At 60.0% G+C, this 25,111-nt stretch carries 15 protein-coding genes; 3 read left to right on the top strand and 12 right to left on the bottom strand.

Features of this window, described 5'->3' with window-relative positions; translation table 11 throughout:
- Window positions 1-62: 62 nt before the first annotated feature.
- From bamA to prfB, 9 genes are all read right to left on the bottom strand, one after another.
- On the bottom strand, window positions 63-2,372 hold the full coding sequence (bamA, locus tag VHE12_13605; protein HVZ81817.1) for an outer membrane protein assembly factor BamA: 2,310 nt from the start codon (window positions 2,370-2,372) through the stop codon (window positions 63-65).
- A gap of 168 nt (window positions 2,373-2,540) precedes the next feature.
- Window positions 2,541-8,408, bottom strand: a complete 5,868-nt coding sequence (locus tag VHE12_13610) for a translocation/assembly module TamB domain-containing protein (GenBank protein HVZ81818.1) — start codon at window positions 8,406-8,408, stop codon at window positions 2,541-2,543.
- Between the two features lie 12 nt (window positions 8,409-8,420).
- The gene (locus VHE12_13615) at window positions 8,421-10,865 is read right to left on the bottom strand and encodes an ATP-dependent Clp protease ATP-binding subunit (protein HVZ81819.1); all 2,445 of its coding nucleotides are present in this window, start codon (window positions 10,863-10,865) and stop codon (window positions 8,421-8,423) included.
- 120 nt (window positions 10,866-10,985) lie between these two features.
- The gene (locus VHE12_13620) at window positions 10,986-12,044 is read right to left on the bottom strand and encodes an ATP--guanido phosphotransferase (GenBank protein HVZ81820.1); all 1,059 of its coding nucleotides are present in this window, start codon (window positions 12,042-12,044) and stop codon (window positions 10,986-10,988) included.
- 2 nt (window positions 12,045-12,046) lie between these two features.
- Window positions 12,047-12,607 carry a UvrB/UvrC motif-containing protein gene (locus tag VHE12_13625; protein HVZ81821.1) on the bottom strand — a complete coding sequence of 187 codons (561 nt, stop codon included), beginning with the start codon at window positions 12,605-12,607 and terminating at the stop codon, window positions 12,047-12,049.
- Between the two features lie 4 nt (window positions 12,608-12,611).
- Complete coding sequence (locus VHE12_13630) at window positions 12,612-13,292, bottom strand: ABC transporter ATP-binding protein (GenBank protein HVZ81822.1); 681 nt, start codon at window positions 13,290-13,292, stop codon at window positions 12,612-12,614.
- Between the two features lie 151 nt (window positions 13,293-13,443).
- Complete coding sequence (locus tag VHE12_13635) at window positions 13,444-14,697, bottom strand: lipoprotein-releasing ABC transporter permease subunit (protein ID HVZ81823.1); 1,254 nt, start codon at window positions 14,695-14,697, stop codon at window positions 13,444-13,446.
- Between the two features lie 103 nt (window positions 14,698-14,800).
- Window positions 14,801-16,300 carry a lysine--tRNA ligase gene (gene lysS, locus VHE12_13640; GenBank protein ID HVZ81824.1) on the bottom strand — a complete coding sequence of 500 codons (1,500 nt, stop codon included), beginning with the start codon at window positions 16,298-16,300 and terminating at the stop codon, window positions 14,801-14,803.
- Between the two features lie 146 nt (window positions 16,301-16,446).
- Window positions 16,447-17,542 (bottom strand): peptide chain release factor 2 gene (gene prfB / locus VHE12_13645; protein ID HVZ81825.1). Its coding sequence is split into 2 segments (ribosomal slippage): window positions 16,447-17,475 and window positions 17,477-17,542, totalling 1,095 coding nucleotides; the frame shifts between segments, so codons are not numbered across the junction.
- A 211-nt stretch (window positions 17,543-17,753) separates the two neighbouring features.
- Here prfB and pheT point away from each other — a divergent pair.
- From pheT to zapA, 3 genes are all read left to right on the top strand, one after another.
- A complete protein-coding gene (pheT, locus tag VHE12_13650) occupies window positions 17,754-20,159 on the top strand; it encodes a phenylalanine--tRNA ligase subunit beta (GenBank protein ID HVZ81826.1) in 2,406 nt (801 codons plus the stop codon).
- Complete coding sequence (locus tag VHE12_13655) at window positions 20,146-20,496, top strand: hypothetical protein (protein ID HVZ81827.1); 351 nt, start codon at window positions 20,146-20,148, stop codon at window positions 20,494-20,496. The genes pheT and VHE12_13655 overlap by 14 nt, the downstream gene beginning before the upstream one ends.
- An 84-nt stretch (window positions 20,497-20,580) precedes the next feature.
- On the top strand, window positions 20,581-21,528 hold the full coding sequence (gene zapA / locus VHE12_13660) for a cell division protein ZapA (GenBank protein ID HVZ81828.1): 948 nt from the start codon (window positions 20,581-20,583) through the stop codon (window positions 21,526-21,528).
- 4 nt (window positions 21,529-21,532) lie between these two features.
- On the opposite strand, the gene VHE12_13665 is transcribed toward zapA, so the two are convergent.
- Genes VHE12_13665 through VHE12_13675 form a run of 3 tightly spaced genes read right to left on the bottom strand, consistent with a single transcriptional unit; the run spans window position 21,533 to window position 25,066 of the window.
- Complete coding sequence (locus VHE12_13665; GenBank protein HVZ81829.1) at window positions 21,533-22,609, bottom strand: sensor domain-containing diguanylate cyclase; 1,077 nt, start codon at window positions 22,607-22,609, stop codon at window positions 21,533-21,535.
- 16 nt (window positions 22,610-22,625) lie between these two features.
- Window positions 22,626-23,378, bottom strand: a complete 753-nt coding sequence (locus VHE12_13670) for a pseudouridine synthase (protein ID HVZ81830.1) — start codon at window positions 23,376-23,378, stop codon at window positions 22,626-22,628.
- Window positions 23,273-25,066, bottom strand: coding sequence for a DUF4153 domain-containing protein (locus tag VHE12_13675; GenBank protein HVZ81831.1), 1,794 nt, complete (start codon window positions 25,064-25,066; stop codon window positions 23,273-23,275). Before VHE12_13675 ends, VHE12_13670 begins: the two co-directional genes overlap by 106 nt.
- Window positions 25,067-25,111 lie beyond the last annotated feature (45 nt).

A 25,111-nucleotide genomic window follows, 5' to 3' on the forward strand; every position in this document is an offset into this window, starting at 1 on the left:
TTGACGGTCCGCAGTTTAATTCTTCAAACCGCGAACTGCCAACCGCGAACTACGGGTTGTCGTTAGAAGAGGTTGCCCAGGTTGAAATGGAGGACCCCACCCGGGGGGGCGGCGGCGGCGGAAAGGTTCGAGGCAATGGGCCAGCCGTAGTCCAACCGGATATCCATGATGGTCCCGGGGATGGTCAACCGCACGCCCAGACCGGCGCCCATTTGAAGGTTGGACTCGTTCAAGCTCCAAACGTTGGTCCAGGAATCGCCCGTATCGAAGAACAGCACGCCCCGCAAGGGTCCGACCAAGGGATGCTTCAGTTCGGTATTGGAGACGAAGAGGGCGTTCCCACCCGCCAGGGGACCCACGGCCCTTTCGTTGTAACCGCGAATGGTGTCCGTTCCGCCGGCGTAGAACTTTTCATAGACCGGCACATCCCGGTAACCCCTCCCGGCGAACCAATAGCCCTGTTCGGCGCCCAGACGGACATGCTCCCCGATGACGAACCCGGCCGGCAAAGGCACGAAAACGCTGCTGTCCTGCACCGCCTTGATGAAGTTGTTGTCAAAACCCAAGGGGCCGCCGGCGAACTCGATGGACAACTGGTGCTTCCAACCTGTGGTGGGATCGAAATAGTTGTCCCGGCTGTCATAGACCAGACGGGGGGTGAAACTGCTGGTAGTGCTCGAAGTGGCCTCGATGTATTGGGGGGTCCCGATGGTCGTGTAATAGGAGGCCACGTCGGAGATGGTGACGTTCTGGAGCGAATAGGTCCCGTAGATGCTCCAAAAGCGGCTCAGGCGCCGTCCCAGGCTGATGGACCCGCCGACCTGTTGCTCGGTATAGAACTTATTGCCGTCCTGGGTGATGATCGACGAGGTGAAAACGCGGGTGGTGTTGAAGGCCGAAAGACTGAAGGAGGTCGGCGTATTGAAGAGCCAGGGCTCGGTGAATCCCACGCTATAGCTGGTGCGGGAGGCCCCGAACTCCAGGTCCAGGTTCACGTGCTGGGCCTTGCCGAAAAGGTTGGCTTCCTCCAGTTTGATGTTCCCGACGAACCCGTCCACCGAACTATAGCCGCCGCCCACGCTGATGGACCCGGTCTTGCGCTCCTTAACCCGGAGCACCAGCACCTGCTTGCCCGGCGTGTCCCCAGGCTGGACATCGGGGTTCACTTCCTCGAAGAAGCCCAGGTTGTAGAGGTTCTGCACGGAAAGCTTGATCTTGTCCGCCTCGAACTTGTCCCCGGGGGCGATGACCAGTTCCCGGCGGATGACATAATCCTGGGTCTTGTAATTCCCCACGATCTTGATGTCCTGCACATAGGCCATCTGTCCCTCGGTGACGTCAAAGATGATGTTCACCTTTTTCAGGTCGTCGTCATAGGTCATCTGGGGGTTCACATTGGCGTAGATATAGCCCTTATCGGCGTAGAGACTGCGCATCTTCCGAACGGCCTCGTCGAAATCCTTCTTGCGGATCAGGTCGCCTTTCTTATAGCCAAAGGCGGCCAACATATCCTTGTCCTCGATGAGGACGTTGCCGCTCAAGGAAACATCCCCCAGGGTGTATTGAACACCCTCCCGTACGGTGATGGTAATGGTCACTTTCCGCCCGTCCGGGCTCATCTGCTCCTGGTGGTCCAGGACCACCGCCCGCAGGTAACCCTCGTCATGGTAGAAGTCTTCAATGGCCTTCAAATCATCGTTCAAGAGATCGGGCTTGTACTTATCCCCCTGCTTGTTCTCCTTGGTCTGGCCCGCCACCTTGTTGGCGCTGAAGGCCTCGCTTCCGACCACCAGGATCTTGGCGATCTTCACCTGGTTGCCTTCATTGATGTCCAGGGTCAGGTCCACCAGGTTCTTGTCGCCCTCGGTCTGGGTCTTGGGGGTGACGACGACCGAGGAGTAGCCCTCGTCCAGGTAAAGCTTTCGGATGGCCTGGATGTCATCCTGCAATTTGGACTCCTCATAGGCCGACTTGGCCTGGAGTTTCATGGCCTCGAGCAATTTCCGGTCATCGAACTTCTTGTTCCCCTTGAATTCGATCTTCCCGATCAGGGGGCGCTCGACCACGACGAAGGTGAGCTCGATCTGCCCAGGCTTGGCCCCGGGAAGGGCCTCCACCCGGACATCCTTGAAATCCCCCATGGCAAAAAGGTTATGGATGTCCATCCGCACCCGGCGCATGGCGAAAAGGTCCCCTTCCTTCTCGGAAAGGTGCCCATAGATCAGCAGGTTCGAGACGTTCTGATTGCCCTGGATCTTGATGGCGGAGATCTTGGGAAGGCTGCTGGATTCCTGGGCCCTGGGAACGGTGGGGAAGGCGATGGCGGTCAGCAGGGTCAATAACCAAAGCCGGTGGGATGGTTTCACGCGCATGGGCCGAAAGGAGCCTTTTCCCCCGTTCGTTCGGGGCTTGGGAATGGACCGGCCATAAAAGGGCCGGACAAAGACGCAGATTCTAACAGGGCCCTTGATAATCGGCAATGCAATTGCCCGGCTTTTGGACGCCCCATGGACCCCGAAAGGGTCCCTATAGCTCCAGATTTATTGGTTGGAAGCCGTGACCCGCTTGATGACGCTGCGCGTATTGCCGTTCAGGTCCTTGGCCGTGATCCGAAAGTCATAGTCGGCGTCCGGTGTCAGCCCATCGATGACCATCTCATGCCGGTATTCGAAGTCCTTGTTCTCGACCTTGACCTGGACCTCGTTCCCGTCTCCGTCCAGCACCGACAAGGTGTTCTTGGTGACCTTGTCCGTGGTCCAAAGGACCGAATATTTGCCGGGCCCCACCGGATAGACATCGAATCTCTCGAAGTTCGGTTTTTCCTTGTCGTCCTTCTTAGCCACCTTGATGTCCGGGAGAGGTTCCGTGAACATGAAACTGGCCCGGGCTTCCTGCTGGTTCAAGTCGTTGCTCCCATAGGAGATGTCCCCGTGGAGCTTGGAAGTGAAGTCATATTGGAGCCCCATCGATCCTGTCGGCGAAAGGTCCCCGGTCACCCCTCGGTTGAAGCCGACCTGTGTCTTCAGGGAAAGCTTGGGATCCAAGGGCTTGGTCAATTCCATCTGAAGAAAAGGCGAGCTGTTGGCCACGAGGCTGTTCCCCGTGGCTTCGGGCCCTCCCGCCACCGGCGTGGCGGCCGAGCCAGGTCCGGCAGCCAAGGGTTGACCCTTGAATTGAACATCGCTCCCCAGCCATTTTTGGGTGTATTCCCGCGCCGCCCGGGAGGCCTCATTCAGGGCCATTCGGTTGATGGCGTCGAACACCGCCGATTTAGCCGCCTGTCCGTAGTCATGTTCATAGGCCTGTTGGAGGGCCTGGGCGGTGTAGCCCGTCATGTCCTTCCCGAACATGATGTAGGAGAGCAATAGCTTCTGTTGCTTGTCCGGATCCGTGGGGTCGAAAGGCGGGCTGGATTCCAGGTTGAAGTCGATCTTCCCGAAGGTCCCGCTCAGGTTGACCCAGATATCGACGTCGGTATTACGCACCCCCCCCGCCGTGATCACCTCCACATTGTGCCAATGGTCCACTGCGCGTCCCTTGATGAAAGGTTTGGCCCCCTTGGAAAGCTGGACCCATCCCGACTCCATCGTGAATTTGTGGTTCAAATACCACAACCATCCGCGGGTCGTGCTGGCCGTGCCGTAGCACTTGATGCCCGCCTCGTCCGGGGTACTGTCCGAATCCCGCCCCTCGATCTTGATGGCGTTCCCCGGGTCCACCTGCAGCTCCAGGTAATTGGTATTGAAGTCGTTCGAGTACCAAGTGTTCTTTCCGGAGACCAGCTTCAGGTCGAAGGTCACCCCGGCCAATTCCCGGTATTCGATGGGTTTTCCGTTCTCATCCAATGCCTGGATGGGCGGGAAGGTGAAATGGCCGCTTTGGAGCAGGGCCGTCCCGCTGACCACCAAATGCTCCAGGGGCCCGGAGATGACCAAGGGGTCGTTCGGGGTGGCGCCATAGAAGAGGATCTCGCCCCATTCCCCGGGACGCATGATGGTGGGGATGCTCAACCAGACGCCATGTTCCCCGACGGTCTGGACCCGGAAGTCGAAATACTGGGGAACGAAATTGACCAACTTCATCTTGCTCTGTTCGATAGGAGGCGATGAGATGAAGACCCGCCCTTGCCCGATGCGGCCGTTCAAGGAATCCACCGCCAAGGTGTTGTGACGGACCTTGATGCGTCCGCTGATGTCCTCGATCCGCTCCGCCACCATACCGGGGACCATTTGACAATTGTTCAGGTCCAGGTCCATCGTCAGGTCCGGATTGTCCAAGGTCCCGCCAACATGGGCGGAGAAATCCATGGCCCCCGAGGCCTTCTTGGCCAATCCGCCCAGGAGGATGAGGCTGAAATCGCCCTTGTTCATCTTGGCGTCGATGTCCATGTTCCGGTTCTGCACCTTCAACCAGCTGTCCTTCGTCAGGGCGATGGGCATCTTGCCCCGCACGGTGAAATTGAACTTTCCGCCGCGGTTCAGGCTGATGGGATTTTGGTCATCCCCCAAATAAAGGGTGTTGTCCTTGGACCTCAGGACCCCGTCCAACAGGTCGAAGTCCAAATCCCCGATGCGCCCTTGGGAAAGGGAAAGGGACGTGGTGAAAAGGGGGTTCTCCAGGGTCCCGTCCAGGACCAGGTGATAATTGGCCATGCCCAGGAAAGGGAAATTCGGGAAGACCCATTTGGCGATCTCCTGGATCGGCACATCCTTCGCGTCGGAAACCAGGTGACAGGCTCCTCCACCCAGGTCCAGGTTCCCGTCCACGGTGAAAACCCCCGCGTAATTCAGCAACCGGAGGTCCTTGAAGGCCACCTTTTGGTCCTGGGATAGGTCCACTTCCCCCACCAATTGGGCCTTCCCGGCCTCCAGCGGCAGGAAATCCACCACCTTGTCCTTGACCCGCACCGAAAGATCGAAGGGCTTGGGCTGTTGTTTCGGGTCATTCCCCTGTTCCAAGAGCGAGAGATTCCCCTCGAAATCAGGACGCCCGGCCTTGGCTCCCAGGGAAGCTTTCCCGGTCATTTGAAGGCTGCTGGTCAAATGAAAGGGACCAAGGGGGACATCCTTGGTCTCCGCCTTCATCGACATCAGGACAAGCGTGGGATCCTCGGGATCCAATTCCAGCGACCCTTCCCCGATCCGAATGGTCCCCTTTTCCAGTTCGATCCGGTTCTTGCCCAAGGTGATCTTGTTGCCCGATTCGGTGAAATGCAGGTCCGCCGATGGGATCAAGGTCGATTGATAGCGCAGGTCCTTTCCGGACAAGGAAAACCCGATGCCCAGCTTGTTCAAGGGCCCCTTGACCGAAAGTTCCCCGTTCACCTCCCCGCCCACCCTTTTTTGGTCGGTATCAATGCCCAGGAGAGCGAGCAAATTGCGAAGCTTTTCCTTTTCGACCGGACCATGGACCGACAGTGCCGCGGTCGGATCCCAGACCGCCAGCGGGGATTCCAGGGAACCCTCCAGGTTGTATTTGGCCAGGTCCCGTTGCAGGGTCGCGGTGGCTTGGAGCTTCTTTTTATCACCATTGAATTGGAAGCCGATGTGGTCGAAGTCGTAGTTCTGGACCTTTCCCTGGACCAATTGAAGGGAGCCGGACAGGGGCAAGGTGGCCCAAGGCCCTTTTTCCAATTTCAGGTCCCCGCTGAATTTCCCCGTGATCTTGAGCCCCGCGGGAAGGAATTGATTGACCTCCGGAAGTTGTTCGAACGGCACCGGTTCGAATCTCAATTGGGCTTGGAGCTGCGGGGTCTCTCCGGCAAGGTCCAGTTCGGTTGTTCCTTGAATGGCCCCGCCCAGGTGAACCTTGCCCTTGAGCCTGGAATCGGCCATGTCGGCGGTCAAACCAAGATCGGTGAACCGGTAGGTCTTCTGGTTCAGGTCGGTCAGGCTGAAGTCCTGGGAAGCGAAGGTCCCCGTCCAGGCCTTCCAAAAGGGGTCCCCGGTGATCTGGGCGTTCCAGACGAAGACCCCCGTCAGGGAAGGCCCCATCCCCAATTGGAAGCCTTTGGCGTCGAATTTCATGGCCATGGCCCCGGGATGGGCCTGGGTGTCCCAAGTCCCGGTGATGTTCAAGGATCCACCCTTTTGGTCCAGCAAGAGACGGCGGACCATCAGCTTCCCACCGTCCATTTTCAAGGACGCCTCCAGGTCCTCCGCGTGCCAATCCCCCACCTTCAAACCGGCGACCCGGATATCGTCTCCTTGTAAAAGGGGGTTCTTTTTGGTTCCCGTCAAATGGAGCTGTCCCTTGACCGAACCCTCGAAGGGCTGTGGAGGATTGTTCCATCCCCCGATCTCGGCGATCGTCTGCAGGGGGACGTCATTGGCCTTGATGGAAAGGTCCATCGGGGCCTGCGGGTCCAGGCCCACGCGGCCCGAGACCGAGAATTTGTCCCCGTTCTCCCCGATCTCCAGACGGTCGAAAAGGATCTCGCCCGGACGATAGGTCAGGGCCACCCGCATGGGACCGGGTTCCTGGCCCTTGAGGCTCACCTTCTCCGAATCGAGCTTGGCCGTGGCCGCGATCTCCCGACGGGTTCCCCCGACCTTGATGGACAGGTCCACCTTCCCTTCGACCTCCGGGAACTGGTCACTGAAAAAGGGCAACCCCTCCAAGGGGATCCCCTTCCCGCCCACCTCCAGTTGAATGGGTTGGTCCTGGGATTTGGGCCAAACCCCGCTTCCCGTCAAGCGAATGGATCTCTTGTCCGCTACCGCTAGGAAACGCTCCAAGGTCCAGGCATCGGGCCCCTCGGTGAAGACCGCCTCCAACTTGGATTTTTCGTTCAAGATCGCCGTCACCTGCATCCGGTTGTCCTTCCATTGAACATTGTTGCGAATGGAGTAATGAAAGGGCGTATTGCGGAGTGTCCGGAAGATCTCCAGTTGACTGGTCGAGGAAAGGGTCGTCCGGTCCCGTGGACCGTAATAGCGGATATCCGCATTGATCCGGCCCTGGGTTTGGGAGATCCCCAGGATCCCCGCAGCCTGGCCCGCATCCAGGTCCACGAGGCGCCCGGACAGTGAAACAGGGGCATCCGGCTGGTCCGCCAAGGAAATGAACCCATTTCCCGACAAGGATCCGCCCATCAATTTCCCGGAGATGGAATCGAACTTCAGGGTCTGTTGCTCGAACTTCCCGTGGACCGACAGGCTTTCCAGGGGCCATCCGGCCACCGTCGTGGGCCCCAATCTCGCGCTTCCCGATACGGAAGGATCCGCCAGAGCCCCGGAAACGAGGAGGTTCGCGCTCCCGGTGGACCCCTCCACCTTCCCTGCCTTCACCTTGAGCAGGTCCTCCAGGATGGTCGAAGCGGCCAAATGATCGCTGACCGCCCGGGCTGCCAGTGGACGTCCGTCCATGGGGATAAGTCCGGTGGCCTTCCAGGGCGTGGCCCCGAGGTTGAAGCTCAATTCATCCAGGATCTTGACCTCCGTGGGACGCAGGTTGGCCCGGCCCGTGATCCCATTGAAGGTCAAGACCAAGGGACCAGGCGTCTTGAGGTCCGCGTCCGCCAGATCCGCGTGCCCATCGAACCAAAGGGGTTTGCCCGCCTGAAAGACCAAGGGGGTCTGGATGGACACGAAACCTTGGGTCACATCCCAGCCGGTCGTCCCCTTCAAAGCGGGACCCAAGGTGGCCAAGGGCCAGTGATCGAGTTTCAGCATCCCTTTGGTACCTGGGGCCTGGGGATCCAAGTGGAAACTGCCGTTGAAACGCAGGGACCCAGGATCTTGTTTCTCCGGGGAGAAGGCTTGGAGCGAGAGGCCCCAGGTCCCATGCCCCACCGATCGGGCCCGAAAATCCAGGTCGCGGAAGACCAGTCGGGGCTCCTTTCCGTTCTGGATCGAGAAAGACCCCGACTTGATCGCTACCTGGCCCGCCGGGATAACAGGGATCGGTGCGGCCAAGGCCGGGGACGAACCGGAAAGGGCCGTAACGGGGGCTTGGGAGTGACTGGACCGTGTCAGGGTGATCTCAGGGCGAAGAAGGGTGAGGCTTTGCAGGCACTCTTCGATCGGACGATGCCGGACCGCCAGGTCCCAAAGGGCCAGGTCCAGGGAGACCTGTTGGACCCGGACCTTGCTCTCCCAGGGGTAGCCTGGGACGGTCATGGAAAGGTCGTTCAAAAGGACGTGGCCCGTCCATCCGGCCCGGACCGAACCCAGGGTGACCGGGGACTGGATGACCTCGGATAGCTTCTGTTGGATCAATGGACGCAGGTTCGCGTCCACGATGCGGTCCTGGAAATAAAGGTAGGCGCCCGTCAGGACGGCGAGGGAAGCCAGGGCCCAGGGCCAACGGGGCTTGCGGCCGGACGATGGCGGCGAAACCGGGTCTTCCCGCCGCCCCAAGGCCCCCCTGAAAGCGAAGCCCTTGCGGCTTCCCGGCTTCGCTCCCATGAAGTACCCCTTTTAAACGGTCGCTGGGGACGCGGCGGTTTCCGAGATGAAATCCAGCTTCTCGCCCGCCGAACGAAGGGTCAGGTTCGACCCTTCCTTCACGTTGCCCCGCAGGAGCTCCTCGGCCAGGGCGTCCTCCACGTATTTCTGGATGGAACGCTTCATCTGGCGGGCCCCGTAGACCTTGTCGTAGCCCTTCTCGATGAGGAACTCGCGCGCCGACGGGTCCAGGATCAAGGTGATGGCCTTGTCCTTGAGACGTTTCTGAACGTCCGCCAGTTGGATGTCCACGATCTTTTCGATATGCGTCTTTTCCAGGGGGTGGAAGATGATGATGTCATCCACCCGGTTCAGGAACTCCGGATTGAAGGCCTTCTTGAGTTCGGACTGGATCTTGTTCTTCATGCTGCCCAGGGGCACATCGGACCCCTCGGGGGTGAAGCCCAGGTTCTTCTCGACCCCGATCTCCCGGGCACCCAGGTTGCTCGTCATGATGACCACCGTATTGCGGAAGTCCACGACCCGGCCCAGCGAATCGGTCAGACGTCCATCCTCCAGGATCTGCAGCATTACGTTGAAGATCTCCGGGTGGGCCTTCTCGATCTCGTCGAAAAGGACCACGCTATAGGGCTTGCGGCGCACTTTTTCGGTCAGCTGGCCGCCCTCGTCGTGGCCCACATAGCCCGGAGGGGCCCCGGCGAGCCGCGAAACGTTGAATTTCTCCATGTATTCGCTCATATCGAACCGAATGAGCGCATCCTCATCGTCGAAGAGGAACTGGGCCAGCGCCCGCGCCAATTCGGTCTTCCCAACACCTGTGGGTCCCATGAACATGAAACTACCGATGGGCTTCTTCGGGTTTCCGATACCCGCCCGGCTGCGGCGGATGGCTTTGGAGATGGCCGTGATGGCCTCTTCCTGGCCCACCACGCGCTTGTGGAGCTCCTCTTCCATGCGCAGGAGCTTTTCCGATTCCTTCTCGCCCAGCTTGATCATGGGGATGCCGGTCCACTTGGAGGCCACATAGGCGATGTCCTCCCAGGTCACGACCGCTTCTTCCTTGGTCTTCTGGGCTTCCCACTTCTCCTTCTCATCCCCCAGCTTGGCGCGCATCTTCTTCATCTTGTCGCGCAGGTCGGCGGCGCGCTCGAACTCCTGGGTCTTGATGGCCTCTTCCTTCTCCTGCTTGACCTTCTCCACTTCCTTTTCCAGGGCCCGGATCTCGGGCGGAATGGTGGTGATGCGAAGGCGGGTGCGGCTTCCCGCTTCATCAATGAGGTCGATCGCCTTGTCCGGCAGGAAACGGCCCGAGATGTAGCGGTGGGACAGGGTGGCGGCGGCCTGGATGGCGTCGTCCGTGATGCGCACCCGATGGTGGGCCTCATAGCGGTCCCGGAGCCCCTTGATGATCTGGACGGTCTCGTCCACGGAGGGTTCGTCCACCGTGATCATCTGGAACCGGCGCTCCAGGGCGCCGTCCTTCTCGATGTACTTGCGGTATTCATTCAAGGTCGTGGCCCCGATGCACTGCAGTTCCCCGCGGGCCAGCGCGGGCTTGAGCATGTTGGAGGCGTCGATGGCCCCTTCGGCGGCCCCGGCCCCGACCAGCGTGTGGAGCTCATCCACGAAAAGGACGATCTTCCCGGACTGGCGGATCTCGTTGATCACGGCCTTGAGGCGCTCCTCGAATTCACCGCGGTACTTGGTCCCCGCCACTAGGGCGGCCAGGTCCAGGGTCACGATGCGCTTATCGAGCAACAATTCGGGCACATTGCCTTCCTTGATGCGCTGGGCGAGCCCTTCGGCAATGGCCGTCTTTCCCACACCCGGCTCCCCGATGAGCACCGGGTTGTTCTTCGTGCGGCGGGAAAGGATCTGGATGACGCGTTCGATCTCGTCCTCCCGGCCGATGACCGGGTCCAGCTTGCCGTCCTTGGCCATCTGGGTCAGGTCGCGGCCGAAAGTGTCCAGGGCCGGGGTCTTGGATTTCTTGACCTGCTTGGAGAACTTCGGGAAGGTCCCGCCCAGGAGGTTGATGACCATGTCCCGCGACTTCTCATAGGTGACGCCCAGGTTCTCCAGGGCCCGGGCGGCGACGCCCTCCCCTTCCTGGATGATGCCCAGCAGCAGATGCTCGGTCCCGATGTAGTTGTGCCCCAGCTTTTGCGACTCCTCGGCGGCCAGTTCCAGCACCTTCTTGGCCGAAGGCGTGAACTGCGGGTCCCCGATGGTCAAGGTATCCGAGGACGGGGTCGTCAGGTTCTCCACTTCGATACGAACGGATTCCAAGTCCACCCCCAGGGATTCCAGGACAGCCACGGCCACTCCGCCGCCCTCGCGGATGAGACCCAGCAAAAGGTGTTCGGTTCCAATGAAGTTGTGGTTCAGCCGTCGGGCCTCTTCCTTGGCCAACGGATTAATGACCTTTTTGGCTCTTTCAGTGAATCGTTCGAACATGGAAATCTCCTTAAAAAGGCTGATGCCCGGGGCTTATTTGAGCTTAATGGCCTCGATAAATCAATGATTTAGGGCGGTTTTAGGGTGTTAACAAGGGGTGGGCCAAGATAATGCGTCGGGTCAGAGCGCTTCGACCTTTTTCAAGGTCATCCCCAAGATGCGGGCACGCTCCATGGCCTCCTGCTCGGGCCCCAATTCGCGGGTCGCGATCTTGGCCAGGTGCGCGGGTTGGGTCAGGATCAATAACTGATTCAGCAGGGGCAGTTCGATGCCGGCAAGTATTTTTTGGGAAAGGCCCACCCGGATGGCCGACAGGCCGTCCAAGGCCTCCTGGAGGCTCATGACCTTGGCGGACTTCAAGGTGCCCAAGGCCCGGCAGATGCGGTCCTGGACCTTGACGCCCTCTTGCTGGAACACGGCTTTCTGGGCCTGGCTTTCCACCTCGACCAACTGGTGGGCCACCCGTTCCACATGGTCCACGATCTCGGATCCACGCTTGCCGAGCGAGGATTGGTTGGAGATCTGGAAGAAGGCGCTGGCGACCTGGGTGGTCTCGCCCTGAAGCCCCCTGACCGTCAACCCCACCTGGGTCACTCCCTGGAGGACTTGAGCCACCCGATTGGTGTAGACCAGGGCCGGCAAGTGCAGAAGCACGCTGGACCGCAGGGCCATGCCCAGGTTCGTGGGGCAAGCGGTGAGATAACCCAATTGATGGTCCTTGGCGAAGTGGAGCTTCCCGCAAAGGGCTTGGTCCACCTGGGAAAGGTATTGGAAGCCCTCTTTCAAGTTGAGCCCCGAACGGAAGACCTGGAGCCTCAGGTGATCCTCCTCGTTCACCAGGAAGCTGAGGCCGTCCTGGGCGTCGAAGGCCACCGCCCTTTCCCCCACGCTGGCGGCGTGTTCCAGGGAGATGAGCTGGTGTTCGGTCAGGAATTGGCGGTCCAGGGAGGATATCTCGTTGAGCCGGATGAACTTGAGCAAGGGAGCCTGAGGCAGGACCGATAGGGCGTTCCGGACCTCATCCACCACCACCTTTTGTTCAACGGCGCTGGCGTGATGGGGGAACTTGCGGCCTTCCAGGTTGCGGGCGAACCGCACGCGGCTGGAGACCACGACCTCATTGGCCGGGCCGGGTTTCAAGAACCAATCGTCGGTCGTCGTCAGGAGTTCTTCGAACAAGGTTATCCCTGTTTCCGTCTGTTCTCGTAATAGTGGATCTCGTCCCGCAGGCGGGCGGCGTCCTCGAACTTCTCGGCCTCGATCAAAGCTTTCATCCTCTCCCTCATTCCCTGGATATCGGGGTCGGCCTTTGGATCCGGCGGAACGGCCTCCGCTCGCGGGCCCTCCTCCACGTGCTGGACGTTGCCGTGGATCCCCGAGATCAAGGGCTGAAGCGCGGACTTGAAGGATTCATAGCATTTGGTGCAACCCAGGCGTCCATTGGTGCGGAAGGTGGAAAGCTGGTAGCCACAATAAGGGCATTGGACCTGGGGATCGACCGCCACCGATCCGACCCGCCCCGACTGCACTTCTTCGATCCCGCCGTTCCCCCAATCCATGAAATTATGGAGCAGGTCGGAAAGGGCCGTAAAGGGATTGAAGGCGATCGGGTTCATGCCCCCATAGGCCTGGGTCTGTTCCTGGGCGCAGGGTTCGCACAAGTGGGCCTGGGTGGTCTGGTTCCCGATGGTCTGGGAAAAGAAGACCGTGGCGGGTCGTTGGTTGCATCGTTGGCAAAGCATCTCGTCAACTCCGTTTTTTGATGACGCGCCCCGAATCCAGGGTGAGGATCTGGTCCGCCCGCTTGGCCAGCGGCTCGTAATGGGTCACCACGATGAGGGTCCTGCCCTCTTTCTGGCAAAGGTCCCACAAAACGTCGTGGATGCCCTCGGCGGTCTTCAGGTCCAGGTTCCCGGTGGGCTCGTCGGCCAGGATGATCTCGGGTTCGTTCATCAGGGCCCGGCAGACGGCCACCCGCTGCTGTTCCCCGCCCGACAATTCCCCCGGCTTGTGGTTCAGACGCCCGGAGAGACCCACATGGGCCAGGAGCCTCTCGGCCCGGGCCCGGCAGGACTCAAAATCCCGGCGGGCGATCTGCCCGGGCAGGATCACATTCTCCAAGGCGGTCAGTTCGGGCATCAAGAGGTGGAACTGAAAAACAAAACCGAAGACCGAATTGCGCCATAGGGCCAATTCCAAATCGGTCATGTCGTAAAGGGACTTCCGTTTGCAATAGACCTTCCCCTCCGAAGGACGGCTCAGACCGCCCAAAAGGGTCAAAAGGGTGCTCTTTCCCGAACCCGAAGGGCCCAGGATGACCGTGATGTCGCCAGCGTCCAAGCCGAAGGAAACGTCCTTCAAGGCGCGCACGTCCTCGCCGTCCATGTGGAAGGTTTTGTTGGCGTTCTCGACCCTTAATATTTCCATTCGAACCTCAAAGAAATTTGAACCACAGAGAACACAGAGACTGATTTTTTAGAAAACAACTCGCAGTCTTTGCGAATTCTCGGTCGTTTCTTTCGACAATACCCGAATTTTTTTAATCCTTCTCCGTGCTCTCCGTGGTGAAAAGCCGTGGTTAGCTGTAGCGGATGGCCTCGACAGGCTCCAACTTGGCGGCCTGACGGGCGGGGTAAAGGGTGGAAAGGAAGCAGAGCACCACCGACATCAACGGGATGATCACGTAGCAGACCCAGGGCTCCACCTTCACCGGGAGCCGGTCGATGTAATAGACCATCCCGCCTCCCGGCATGGGAATGGGGATCTTGGCGATGAGGGTGCAGAGAATGAAGCCGCCGACGAGCCCCACCACCAGGCCCAGCAGCCCGATGAACATACCCTCGAAGATGAAAATGGTCTTGATGCTCTTGTCGGAGGCGCCCATGGCCTTGAGGATGCCGATCTCCCGGGTCTTCTCGATGACCATCATGGTCAGGGGATTGATGATGTTCAGGGCCGCCACCAGCACGATGAGGGACAGGATGATCCCCATGACCAGTTTCTCGGTCTGCAAGGCCACGAAGAGGTTGTGGTTCTGCTGGAGCCAATCCTGTACGAAATAACGTCCCGAGAACTTCTCCCGGATGGCTTTGGCCACTTCCGGGGCCCGGTCCACGTCGTCCACCTTCACCGCCACTCCGGTCACCTTGTCGTTGAACTGGTACAGCTTCCGGCCCATATCCAGGGAGATATAGGTATAGGCCTCGTCGTAATCGTACATGCCGGTCGAGAAAAGCCCCACCACCTGGAACCGGGCGCTCCTGGGGGTCATACCCAGGGGTGTCTGCTGGAGGATGGGCAGGAAGAGGATGATGTCGTCACCGATGCCTACCCGCAGGCGGCGTGCCAATTGGGCGCCCAGGAGGATGCGTTCACTGCGTCCGGATCCGTCGGTGGCAGGCGGGTTCAGGATGGTGGCCTTGGCGTCCCAAAGATAACGGTTCAGGTCCGCCACCGCCTTGGGGTTCTCCGGGTCCACGCCCCAGACCATGACCCCCAAGGACCGGTCGTGGGACCGGGCCAGGGCTTGCCCTTCCATATAGGGCCCGACCGAAGTGACATGAGGCAGGGTCTTGATGACATCGGAGATGTGATCAAAATCCGAGATCGGTTCGTTCTGGAAACCCGTGAGGATGATATGGGCGTTCAACCCCACGATCTTCGACTTGAGGTCGTCGTCGAAGCCGTTCATGACAGAAAGCACCACGTTCAGGGCCATGACCCCGATGGCCACGCCCGCCACCGAGAGCCAGGTCAGGATGGAAATGGCCGAGCGCTTTCGCTTGGAGCGCAGGTAGCGCAGGCCGAGGAATATCTCGAATGGGTATTTCATCGAACCTTTTCACCGCGGAGATACGGAGAACTCGGAGGAAGGCGGTCAGACCCCCTCTCCCCAGGACTTTCTCCGCGTCCTCCGCGCCTCCGTGATAAATGCCTTATTCGAACACCATCTTTTCCTCGTCCCCCCGGGGCCGCATAAGGGGGAACAGGATGACGTCCCGGATGGAGGGGCTGTTGGTGAGGAGCATGAGCAGGCGGTCGATGCCGATGCCCACCCCGCCGGCGGGAGGCATACCGTAGGAAAGGGCCAGGATGAAGTCCTCGTCCAGGAACATCCCTTCCTCGTCCCCCGCCTTGCGCAGTTCGACCTGTTTCTCGAAACGGCGGCGCTGGTCCACTGGATCATTGAGTTCGGAGAACCCATTGGCGATCTCGCGGCCCAGGCAGAAGAGCTCGAAACGCTCGGTGAGGGCCGGATCATCGGTCCGGGCCTTGGCCAGCGGCGAGACCTCGACCGGGAAATCCGTGATGAAGGTCGGCTGGACCAGCTTGCCTTCGACCAGTTCTCCGAAGAGCAGATAGGCCAATTCGGCCTTGGAGAGCGAATCCATGTGCTTCACGTGGGCCTCGGTCGTCCGGAGGCGTTTCTTCAGGTCCTCCACGCTCACTTCGTCGTAAACGATGCCCCCGATCTCCTCCAAGGCCCTCAAGAGCGGCAGGCGCTTGAAGGGTGGCGTGAAATCCAGTTCCGTCTCTCCCACCGTGATCTTGTTGCCTTGGCCTGCGGCCTTGGCGGCGGCGGACAGGATGTTCTCGGTCAGGGTCATGACGCTGTCGTTGTTACCGTAGGCCTGGTAGGCCTCCAACATGGTGAACTCGGGATTGTGCTTGATGCTGATGCCCTCATTGCGGAAGTTGCGGTTGATCTCATAGACCTTCTCGAAACCGCCCACCAGGAGCCGTTTCAGGTAAAGCTCCGGGGCGACGCGAAGGAAAAGGTCCATGTCCAGGGTGTTGTGGTGGGTGATGAAAGGACGGGCCGCCGCCCCTCCCGGGATGGGATGCATCATGGGGGTCTCGACCTCGAGGAATCCGCTTTGGTCCAGGTATTGGCGGATGGCCGCCACCACCTTGGAACGCGTTTCAAAGGTCTTGCGGACGTCCTCGTTCACGATGAGGTCCACATAACGGTTGCGGTAGCGGGCCTCCACGTCGGTGAGGCCGTGCCACTTCTCCGGGAGCGGATGCAAGGACTTGCTCAGGACCTCGAAGGAGACCGCATGCACGCTCACTTCTCCGGTCTTGGTCTTGAAGGGAAAACCCTTCACCCCGATGATGTCGCCCAGGTCCATGAGCTTGAAGACCTCGTAGGCCTGCTCCCCCACCCCGTCCTTGCGCACGTAGATCTGGATGCGGCCCTGGGCGTCCTGCACGTGGGCGAAACAGCTCTTCCCCATGTCACGGATGGTCATCAAACGTCCGGCGATGGAGAGCTTGTCCTCCTCCCGGTGCTGGCCGGCCTCCAGGCCGGCGTACTTCTCCAGGACGTCCTTGGAATGGGCGGTGACCTCGAAGGCCGCGGAAGGATAGGGGTTGATCCCCTTCTCCTTGAGGGCCTTGAGCTTCTCGAGGCGTATCTTGAGGAACTCGTTCATTTCAGGCACGGCACGACCTTTCTGAGCCACCGACGAAGGGGATGGACGCCGATAACGGCCGAAAAGAAAAACGGTTAGATTCTAAGACTTTCCCAAGCGGAGTTCATCTGTGTTCATCGGTGGTTGATCGGCTTTGTTTCCGGGTCTTAATCCACCAATTTGGCTTTCAAGGCCGCCTCGATGAACATATCCAGGTCCCCGTCCATGACGTCGTTGATCATGGCCGTTTCCACCTCCGTGCGGTGGTCCTTGACCATCTGGTAAGGTTGGAAGACGTAAGAGCGGATCTGGCTGCCCCATTCGATCTTCTTCTTGGCCCCGGCCACACGGGACATTTCCTCATCGTGAAGGTCCTGATGATGTTGGAAAAGCTTGGCCTTCAGCATTTTCAAGGCCTGTTCCTTGTTCTGCAACTGGGACCGTTGGGTCTGACAGGAAACGATGATGCCCGTGGGGATGTGGGTCAAGCGGACCGCCGTCTCCACTTTGTTGACGTTCTGGCCGCCCTTTCCGCCGGATCGAAAAGTGTCGAACTGGATATCGTCCCAACGCATTTCGAATTCCACGTCGTCCACCTCGGGCATGACGTCCACCGAGGCGAAGGAGGTGTGGCGGCGCTTATTGGCGTCGAAAGGCGAGATGCGCACCAACCGGTGCACGCCGCGCTCGACCTTCAGGAATCCGAAAGCCCAGGGCCCCTTCACATGGAGGGACGCGGACTTGATGCCCGCCTCGTCGGCCACCTGGTAGTCCAGGGTCTCCACCTCGTAACCCTTGGCTTCCATCCACCGCAGGTACATGCGCAGCAGCATGGAGGCCCAATCCTGGCTTTCCGTCCCCCCGGCGCCCGGGTGGATGGACAGGTAGGCGTTGTTGAAGTCGTATTTTCCCGTGAAGTTGCGCTTGAGTTCGAAATTGCGGAAATCCGCCTCGAACCGCTTGTAGCCCTGCTCCATCTCGGCGATCAACGCTGGGTCGTGCTGTTCCTTGAGGAGCTCGTGGTAGGTGAGCAGGTCGTGGTATTGCTTCTCGAAATCCTGCACCAGGGCCTGGGTGTCCTTCAGGCGCGACAATTGGGAAGTGACCCCCTGCGCGGCCTTGGGGTCGTTCCAGAAATTGGGCTCGGTGGTCTGTGCCTCTAAACGTTCGATGTCCCGCTTGACTTGAGCGGGGTCAAAGATGATCCCTCACTTCGGTGAACTTGCGTTCCAATTCCCTCACATCCAATTCGAACAACGCCAATTTCACCACCGCCCTTTCGGTCTAAAGGAATCGCCCCGGGCTTAAAGCTCGGGCCAGAGATAGGAGCGGGAATTATACGGGCGCCCTCGGGGAATTCATCGAGAAAACACGGTCCGCCGGTCGTTGACAGCCCCCCACCCCTACCCTAAACTTCTTCAAATTTTACAAGTTTTACGCATTTTTAGCCGTCAACCGAACGACCGGGACCCAAATGCTCATCTCCTATAACTGGCTCAAGAACTACCTCCCTTCCCTTCCGCCCGCCGAAACCATCATCCCTAAAATGGTGCACGCCGGTGTGGCGGTCGAGAACGTGCGTCACCTTGGCAAGGACATCACCAACGTGGTGGTCGCCGAACTCCTGACCGTCGACAAACACCCGAAAGCGGACCGTCTTTCCCTCACCCAGGTGACCGACGGCCAAAAGACCTATCAAGTCGTCTGCGGGGCGAAGAACATCGCGCCCGGCCAAAAGATCCCCCTTGCCCGGGTCGGAGCGGTCCTGCCCGGTAACTTCAAGATCAAGGAAGCCAAGATCCGCGACGTGGAATCCTTCGGGATGCTCTGTTCCTCCAAGGAACTGGGCTTGGCCGAGGATGCCGAAGGCATCCTCATCCTTTCCCCCGACGCGCCCGTGGGCACCGAGTTCCTTCCCTATATGGGGCTCCCCGACACCCTCTTTGAACTGGAGATCACTCCCAACCGGGCCGACCTGCTGAGCCACTGGGGCGTGGCAAAGGAATTGGGCGCCCTTTTGGGCCAAAAGGTCCAATATCCCAAGACATCCGTCATTCCAGAAGGTGGAGCCCCCGTCGCCCAACGGGTGAAGCTTTCCATCGAATCCAGGGACACCTGCTTCCTTTACACCTGCCTGGTCATGGAAGGCGTGAAGGTCGGCCCTTCCCCTCTTTGGCTGGTCCAGGCCCTGGCCCGTATCGGCCAGCGTTCCATCAACAACATCGTGGACGTCACCAATTATGTGCTCATGGAGACCGGTCAACCCCTCCATGCCTTCGACCTGTCCCAACTCAAGGGCCAACAGGTCATCGTGCGCAAAGCCAAGAAGGGCGAGAAGATCCCCCTGCTGGACAACACCGAGCGTGAACTGACCGAGACCATGATGGTCATCGCCGACGCCGAACGCCCCGTCGCCCTGGCCGGGGTCATGGGCGGTTCCAATTCCCAGGTCACCGACGGCACCACTTCCATTCTCTTGGAGTCGGCCCTCTTCCTACCCGGCAGCGTCCGCAAGACCGCCCGGGCCCTTTCCATCTCCACCGATTCCTCCTACCGCTTTGAACGCGGCGTGGACCCGCAGGGAGTGCGCGTGGCCCTGGAAAGGGCGGCGGACCTCATCCAACAGGTCGCGGGCGGCCAGGCGGCCCCCGGCATAGGCTCCGTCGAGACACAGGTCCCCCAGAATCCCCCCGTCTCCTACCGTCCTTCCCGTTCCAACCAGGTGCTGGGCCTCACCCTTTCCAACCAGGCCCAGATCGACATTCTTAAGAACCTGGGTTGCGAGGTCCAAGGCGACGCCTCCTCCCAAAGCCTCACCGTGAAATGCCCCAGCCACCGCTCGGACCTGCGCAAGGAGATCGACCTCATCGAGGAAATGGCCCGCTTGACCGGGTATGACAAGATCCCGGTCACTCCACCGCCCGTCCCCTCCGATCTCTTCCCCTTCCAACCCATGGTCCCCTTGGAGGCCGAATTGCGGGGAACCCTGCACCAAGCGGGCTTCTGGGAAGCCGTGAACTCCAGCTTCCTCCCCCCCGATTTCGCCAAGAAACTGCGTTTGCCGGCCGATGCCCCCTCCGCCCAAGCCCAAGAGGTCGCCAACCCGATCGCCGAAGACCAGAAGGTCCTGCGGCCTTCCCTTCTTCCCTCCCTGCTGGCCAATGTCCGCCTGAACCTCTCCCACCAGCAGGAAAGCTTGCGGCTCTACGAGATGAACAAGGTCTTCACGCCGGGGGCCCAGTTGACCGAAAGGCCCCAGGTCGCCGCCATCCTGGCGGGGCTTTCCGGGGAAGTCCAATGGACCTCTCCCGAACGCCCTTCCGACTTCTTCGACCTGAAAGGCCTGGCCCAGGACCTGGTCACGGCCTGCGGTCTGGGCGGGGTCCAATGGATCTACGGTGAACTTCCCGCGCCCTTTGAACCAGGCCTGAATTTCGAGGTCCGGGACGCTAAAGGGAACAGCCTTCTTCGGGGAGGGGCCCTGCATGCCAAGGTCCTGAAGGACTACGACATTTCCGCGCCCTGCTTCGCCCTTGAGGTCGAGCCCAAGGCCCTGGCCCAGGCTCCCCGGAGCAAAGCCAGCTACCAGGCCCTTCCCAAGTTCCCCGCCGCCTGGCGGGACATTGCCCTGGTCGTTCCCGATGGTGTAACATCGGGGCAAGTTCAGGACGCCATCCGCCAGGCGGGCGGCCCCGAACTGAAGGCCGTTCACCTCTTTGACCTCTACCGCGGGCCCCACGTCGCCCAGGGGTTCCGGAGCCTCGCCTACCGGATGCAATTCTTGAACGAGGATCGCACCTTGACCGACGCCGAGATCGTCCAGAAGGTCTCTTCCATCACCTCCCACCTCAAAGAGAGGTACTCCATTGCAATCCGATGACCTTTTCGGCCATTCCACGGCCGCCCCGGCCGACCCCAAGGCCCAATGGGAAGGCCTCGAAAAACGCATCAACCGCCTTCTCGAAACCGTCGTCCAGCTCCGCAACGCCAACGCATCCATCATGAAGGAGAACCTGGCCCTGAAGAACCAGATGAAGGACCTGGTGGCGCCTCCAGAGGCCTCCCCAAGGACCGGACCCGTTCCCGACCCCGCCCTAGCCGAAGAGAACCAGAAGCTCCGCAAACAATACGAGACCGCCTTGGGAGACCTGAAGCAGGTCAAGGAGAACCTCCAACGCATCGAGGGTTTGGCTTCGGAATTGAAGTTGGAAGGCTAAGAGGCGTTTGATTTTAAGTCCTTGGGCCTTGATCAAAGGCCAAGGATCGAAAACCGGGAATCGACGGATCTTATAAGGGAAAAAATGTCAGACAAAAAAGCTGTTACCGTCACCATCTACGGCAACGAGTACACCCTCAAGGGGGAAGCCGACCCCGCTTATATCGCCGACCTGGCCAAATTCGTCGACGCCAAGATGAACGACATCGGCAAGAAGTCCTCCGCGCCGGCGGCCAAGGTGGCCATCCTGGCCTCCATGAACATCGCCGACGAGTTCCACCGCCTGGAGAAGGCCAAGGCCGAGAACCTCAAGCTCATCGAGACCCTGGAACGCAACCTCCTGGAAATGAAGAAGTCCGCCGACGGTTCCCTCAGGCACAGCCTGGAACAGAAGGAACAGACCGACAAGCTCAAGACTGACGCAGCGGAGAACCGCAAGAAACTGGAAGAAGCCACTTCCGAACTGCTCCGTTTGAAGAAGGAACTCGACCAAAAAACCTCCGAAGCCGAGGAACAGGGCAAGAAACTTTCCGATATCGGGAACCTGAAGCAGGAACTGGCCGCCACCCGCATGAAGGCCGAAGAACTTTCCAAGGAATTGGAAGGGGTCAAGGCCAAGGAACACGGCGTCGAAGAGCAGCTTCGGAGGATGAAGGACGACCTGGATACCGCCGAGGGCCTGAACGATGAAGCCCAGGCCGAGATCAAGGACCTCAAGCTCAAGTTGGAAAAGGCCGAGGCCGAGCTCAAGAAGGCCAAAGAGGAGGGCCAGGCCGGCGGCGCGGAGCTGAAGGAAAAATTGGAAGCCACCGAGGCCGAACTCAGGAAGACCAAGGACCACCAGGGCGCGAACGAACAGGTCCAGGGCCAGGTGAAGGACCTGCGGACCCGTTTGGATCAGGCCACCTCCGACCTGAACCGACTCAAGGGCGATCTGGAGAAGGCCCGCCAAGCCCCCAAGGCCGATGGATTCCTCCCCGATTCGGCCAAGATGAACGCCCTCTTCAAGAAGATCGACGCCATCCTCGAATAGCCGCTTACTGAACGATCACGGGGGCCCCGCAGCGGTCCCGTCCCTGGCCTTTGGCCTGGTAAAGGCTCTTGTCGGCGGCTTTCATCAGCTTCGCCGGTCCCGCTTCCCCACCCTTGTAGATGCCCACCCCGATACTGAAGGTGACCCTTCCCCTCTTTTGGGCCATGGCGGCCGGAACGGGTTTCGCCGCGCGCATCTCCCGCAAGAGGCGCTGGACCACCGTGTTCAGGTTCTGGGGAGGGGTCTCGGGAAGGATGACGGCGAATTCCTCTCCCCCCACCCGGGCCACCACGTCCAAGCCCCGTAAATTACGCCGGATAAGCCCCGCCACCTGCCGGATGACCTCGTCCCCCGCCCCGTGACCATAGGTATCGTTGATGCGCTTGAAATGGTCGATGTCCAGCAGAAGAAGGCTGAACGCCCGGCCATAACGGCGGCAGCGTTTGATCTCCTGATCCAGGGCCTGATCGAAATAGCGACGGTTATAGAGACCGGTCATGGGGTCCGTCATGGAAAGACCCACGGCCTTCTGATGGGCCCGGAAGGACTCGATGGCCAGTCCCACCTGGGTGGCATAGTTCATCAGGCCGTGGACATCGCCCAGGGTGATGGGTTTGTTCTGGAACAGGTTATCGACGGCCAGCACCCCGATGATCCGGCCCTTTCCCACTTGGATCGGCACCACCGCGTTATTCAGGACCTGGACACGGTAGCTGGTGGTCTTCGGGATGCGCCCCGGGATGTTGTTGGAGAGGAAATAGCCCTGGTAACCGTTGACGATATCCGAGATGGGGACTTTATGGCGCTCAGGCGTGATCCGGATCCGGTCCTTGTTGCGTTCGAAGGTGCCCCGGGCCGAGACCCCCATGGCCAGGGTGGCGTGCTTTCCATCCGGTTCCACCAGGAATATCCCCGACCGCTTGAAGCCAAGTCCCTTTTGGGCACCCTTAACGAAGAGTTTCAACAGACTGTCGAACTTAAGTCCCTTGCGCATTCCCTCCATGATCCTCTGGTACACGAGGATCTCCTGGGAAAGCATCTTCTGGCGGCGGAGGATTTTTTGTATCTCGCTTTTCTTCACGGTCGGGTCCCGGTCGTTAAAACCTTTTATGGATCGCCATTATCCATGAGGACCCGTTCCCTTCGGGGATAATATTCGCGGCGGCGAGCAGTTCCCCTTCTTCGGACTCCGATAAAAAACGCCAGTCCCCCTCGCCGAGATCCAAGGCCTGGGGACCGAACCTCACCCGTCTCAATGCCATCACTTTGAGGGGCTTCCCGAGCCGGTCATCCCGCAACGCGTTGAAGAGCCGGCGGATCTGCCGGTTCCGTCCTTCCCGCAAGATGAGGCGGACCCGGGACAACTTTCCTTCGGTCCCCAGGATCCGCGCCTGATCCGCCCTTAGGACCCCCAGGTCCGTTCCCACGCCTTTGTGGAGGGCCACCAAATGGTGGTCTTCCACCGGCCCCCGCACCGTCGTCTCATAGACCTTTTCCAGGGTTCCCGGCTTCTGGAGGCGCGCCACCAGGGGCCCCTCCCTCACAAAGAGCAGCAAACCACTCGAATCCTTGTCCAGGCGCCCGACAGGCATCCAGCCGGCGGAATGGAATTCAGGGGGAAGCAAGTCATAAACGGTGGGACCGTGCTCGCGGGACACGGTGAGGGACTTGGGGCGGGTGACCTCGACCCCGACGGGCTTGTGGAAGGCGAGGATCCGCGGGGATGGGACCGAAGGTCGGACGGTCAGCGCAACCGCCTCAACAAAAGGAACCCTTGGGGATAGGAGACCTGGATGCCCTTGTCCTTGTGGCTTCCCTGGAGGTTGGAAAGGTACAACTTGCCCTTCCATTCCCCGTTCGAAGATTCCATGGAAAGTTCCTCCGCCGGGAGCTGATTGCCGTTCTTGTTCGGATGGTCCTTTTCCAGGGACGCCACCATGTCCGCCAGATCGAAGACCAGCTCCGCTCCGCCCGCCGGTTTGACCGTGAGGAAGGGGCCCGTCACGGTCACGGTCACGGCTTGGCCGCCGATCTTGAAGTTCCGCGCACCCGAGATCTGGACCCAATAGTCGTAATCCTTCACCGAAAGAGCCTCGTTGCCCGCTTCCGAATAGAAATAAAAATTGGATCCCTGGGATTTGGCCTGCCATCGGTCCACGTGATCGAAGCCCAGGGACTTGCAGATCTCGTTGGAAACGCTGCTGTAGCCGTAACGGTGGCGCTCCCGCTCATCCTTCCATTTGGAAAGGTCCAGGTCGAACCAGGGCTGGAGCAGGGCCACTCCGTGGTTCTCCACGAGATAGTCCAGGATGGAACTGATCTCCTGGCGGTCCTCCCAAGGCACCTCTTGGGCGGTCTTGACAGCCTTGGTCCCGTTCCAGAGGCCGTCCTTCACGAAGAAGGCCTTCAAGCGGGCCATCTGGCTCATCCGGGAGACCGAATAGGCGCCCCAAGGGCCCATCGAGGTCAGGAGGGTCACGAGGAAAAGGGTCAGGGGCACGGTCTTGATCGTCGGCCTATTGTGGAAGAGGAAATAAAGGGCGATGCCCAGGATCCACAGGCCCAATATCGTCACGAAATAGCGTTGTTCGGTCACCCCATATTGGCCGATGCGCTTTCCCACGGCGGTGAAGAGCATCCCCAACAGGGGCAGGAGCGCCCAGTAGAAGCCACGGGCATAGACCCGGATCCAGCCGTTTTCTTTCTTCTCCTGAACCGGTTGGAGCAGCAGCAGGTTGAAGACCCCGGCGACCGATACCACCGACACCAACCAGGTGACGGTGCCCTTGGGCCAGTCGGCCTTCAGGAGGATCTTGCCCAGGTAGAGGTAGAGGATGACCAGATAAAGGGTGACCAGGGGGACCAGCAGATATTGGGTGAAGACCTTCAGGCCGCCTGGATAACTATCGTCCCGGTCCAGTTTATCCAGGCCTTTCGGCACTCCGGCCAGGAAGTGCCAGGTCATCAGGAAGGAGACGGAAAAGACCCAGAGGTCCGGATAAAGCTTGTCGTGGATCTTGATGCCCAACAGGTGATCCACCGCCCCCAGCGCGATGACCATGCCGATGAAGAAGACCCCCGCGTAGAGGGCGGAAAGCAGGAACCGCAGGAAGAGATAGCGGTTGAACTGCCAGAACCCCCTGGCCTCTCCCGCCCCCAGGAAGGGACTGAAGGCGGCCAACAGGTGCAGCGCCAGGGCCCATTGGGCGTAGTTGAGGAAAAAGTTCTCCGTCGGAGCCTGGCCCGAGAGGAAATAAAAGCCCAGGAGCAGGAGGCTTCCCGCCCCCAGCCACTGCACGGGCTTGAGGCGGAATCTTGCCAAAGGTCTCTCGAGGTAAAGGGTCAGGGAAAAGAAGAGGGAGATGCCCAACCCGAAGGTCATCAGGAGCTTGAGGAACCAGAAATCGTCCGATTGGTTCTCGATGAGGAGGATGGCCGTGGCGCCGCCCAGAAAGGAGCAGATCAGCGGATAGGGGAAGCGTTTGAAGGCTGCTCGGCCTTTCTCAAGGATATAGGCCAGGGAGGGCAGGTGGAACATGGGGTTATTGTAGCAGGTAGGCTTTTCGGGACCGCGGGAACTTTC

This window comes from bacterium, assembly GCA_035549195.1.
GTDB lineage: Bacteria > Oederibacteriota > Muellerivitia > Muellerivitales > Muellerivitaceae > DASZRK01.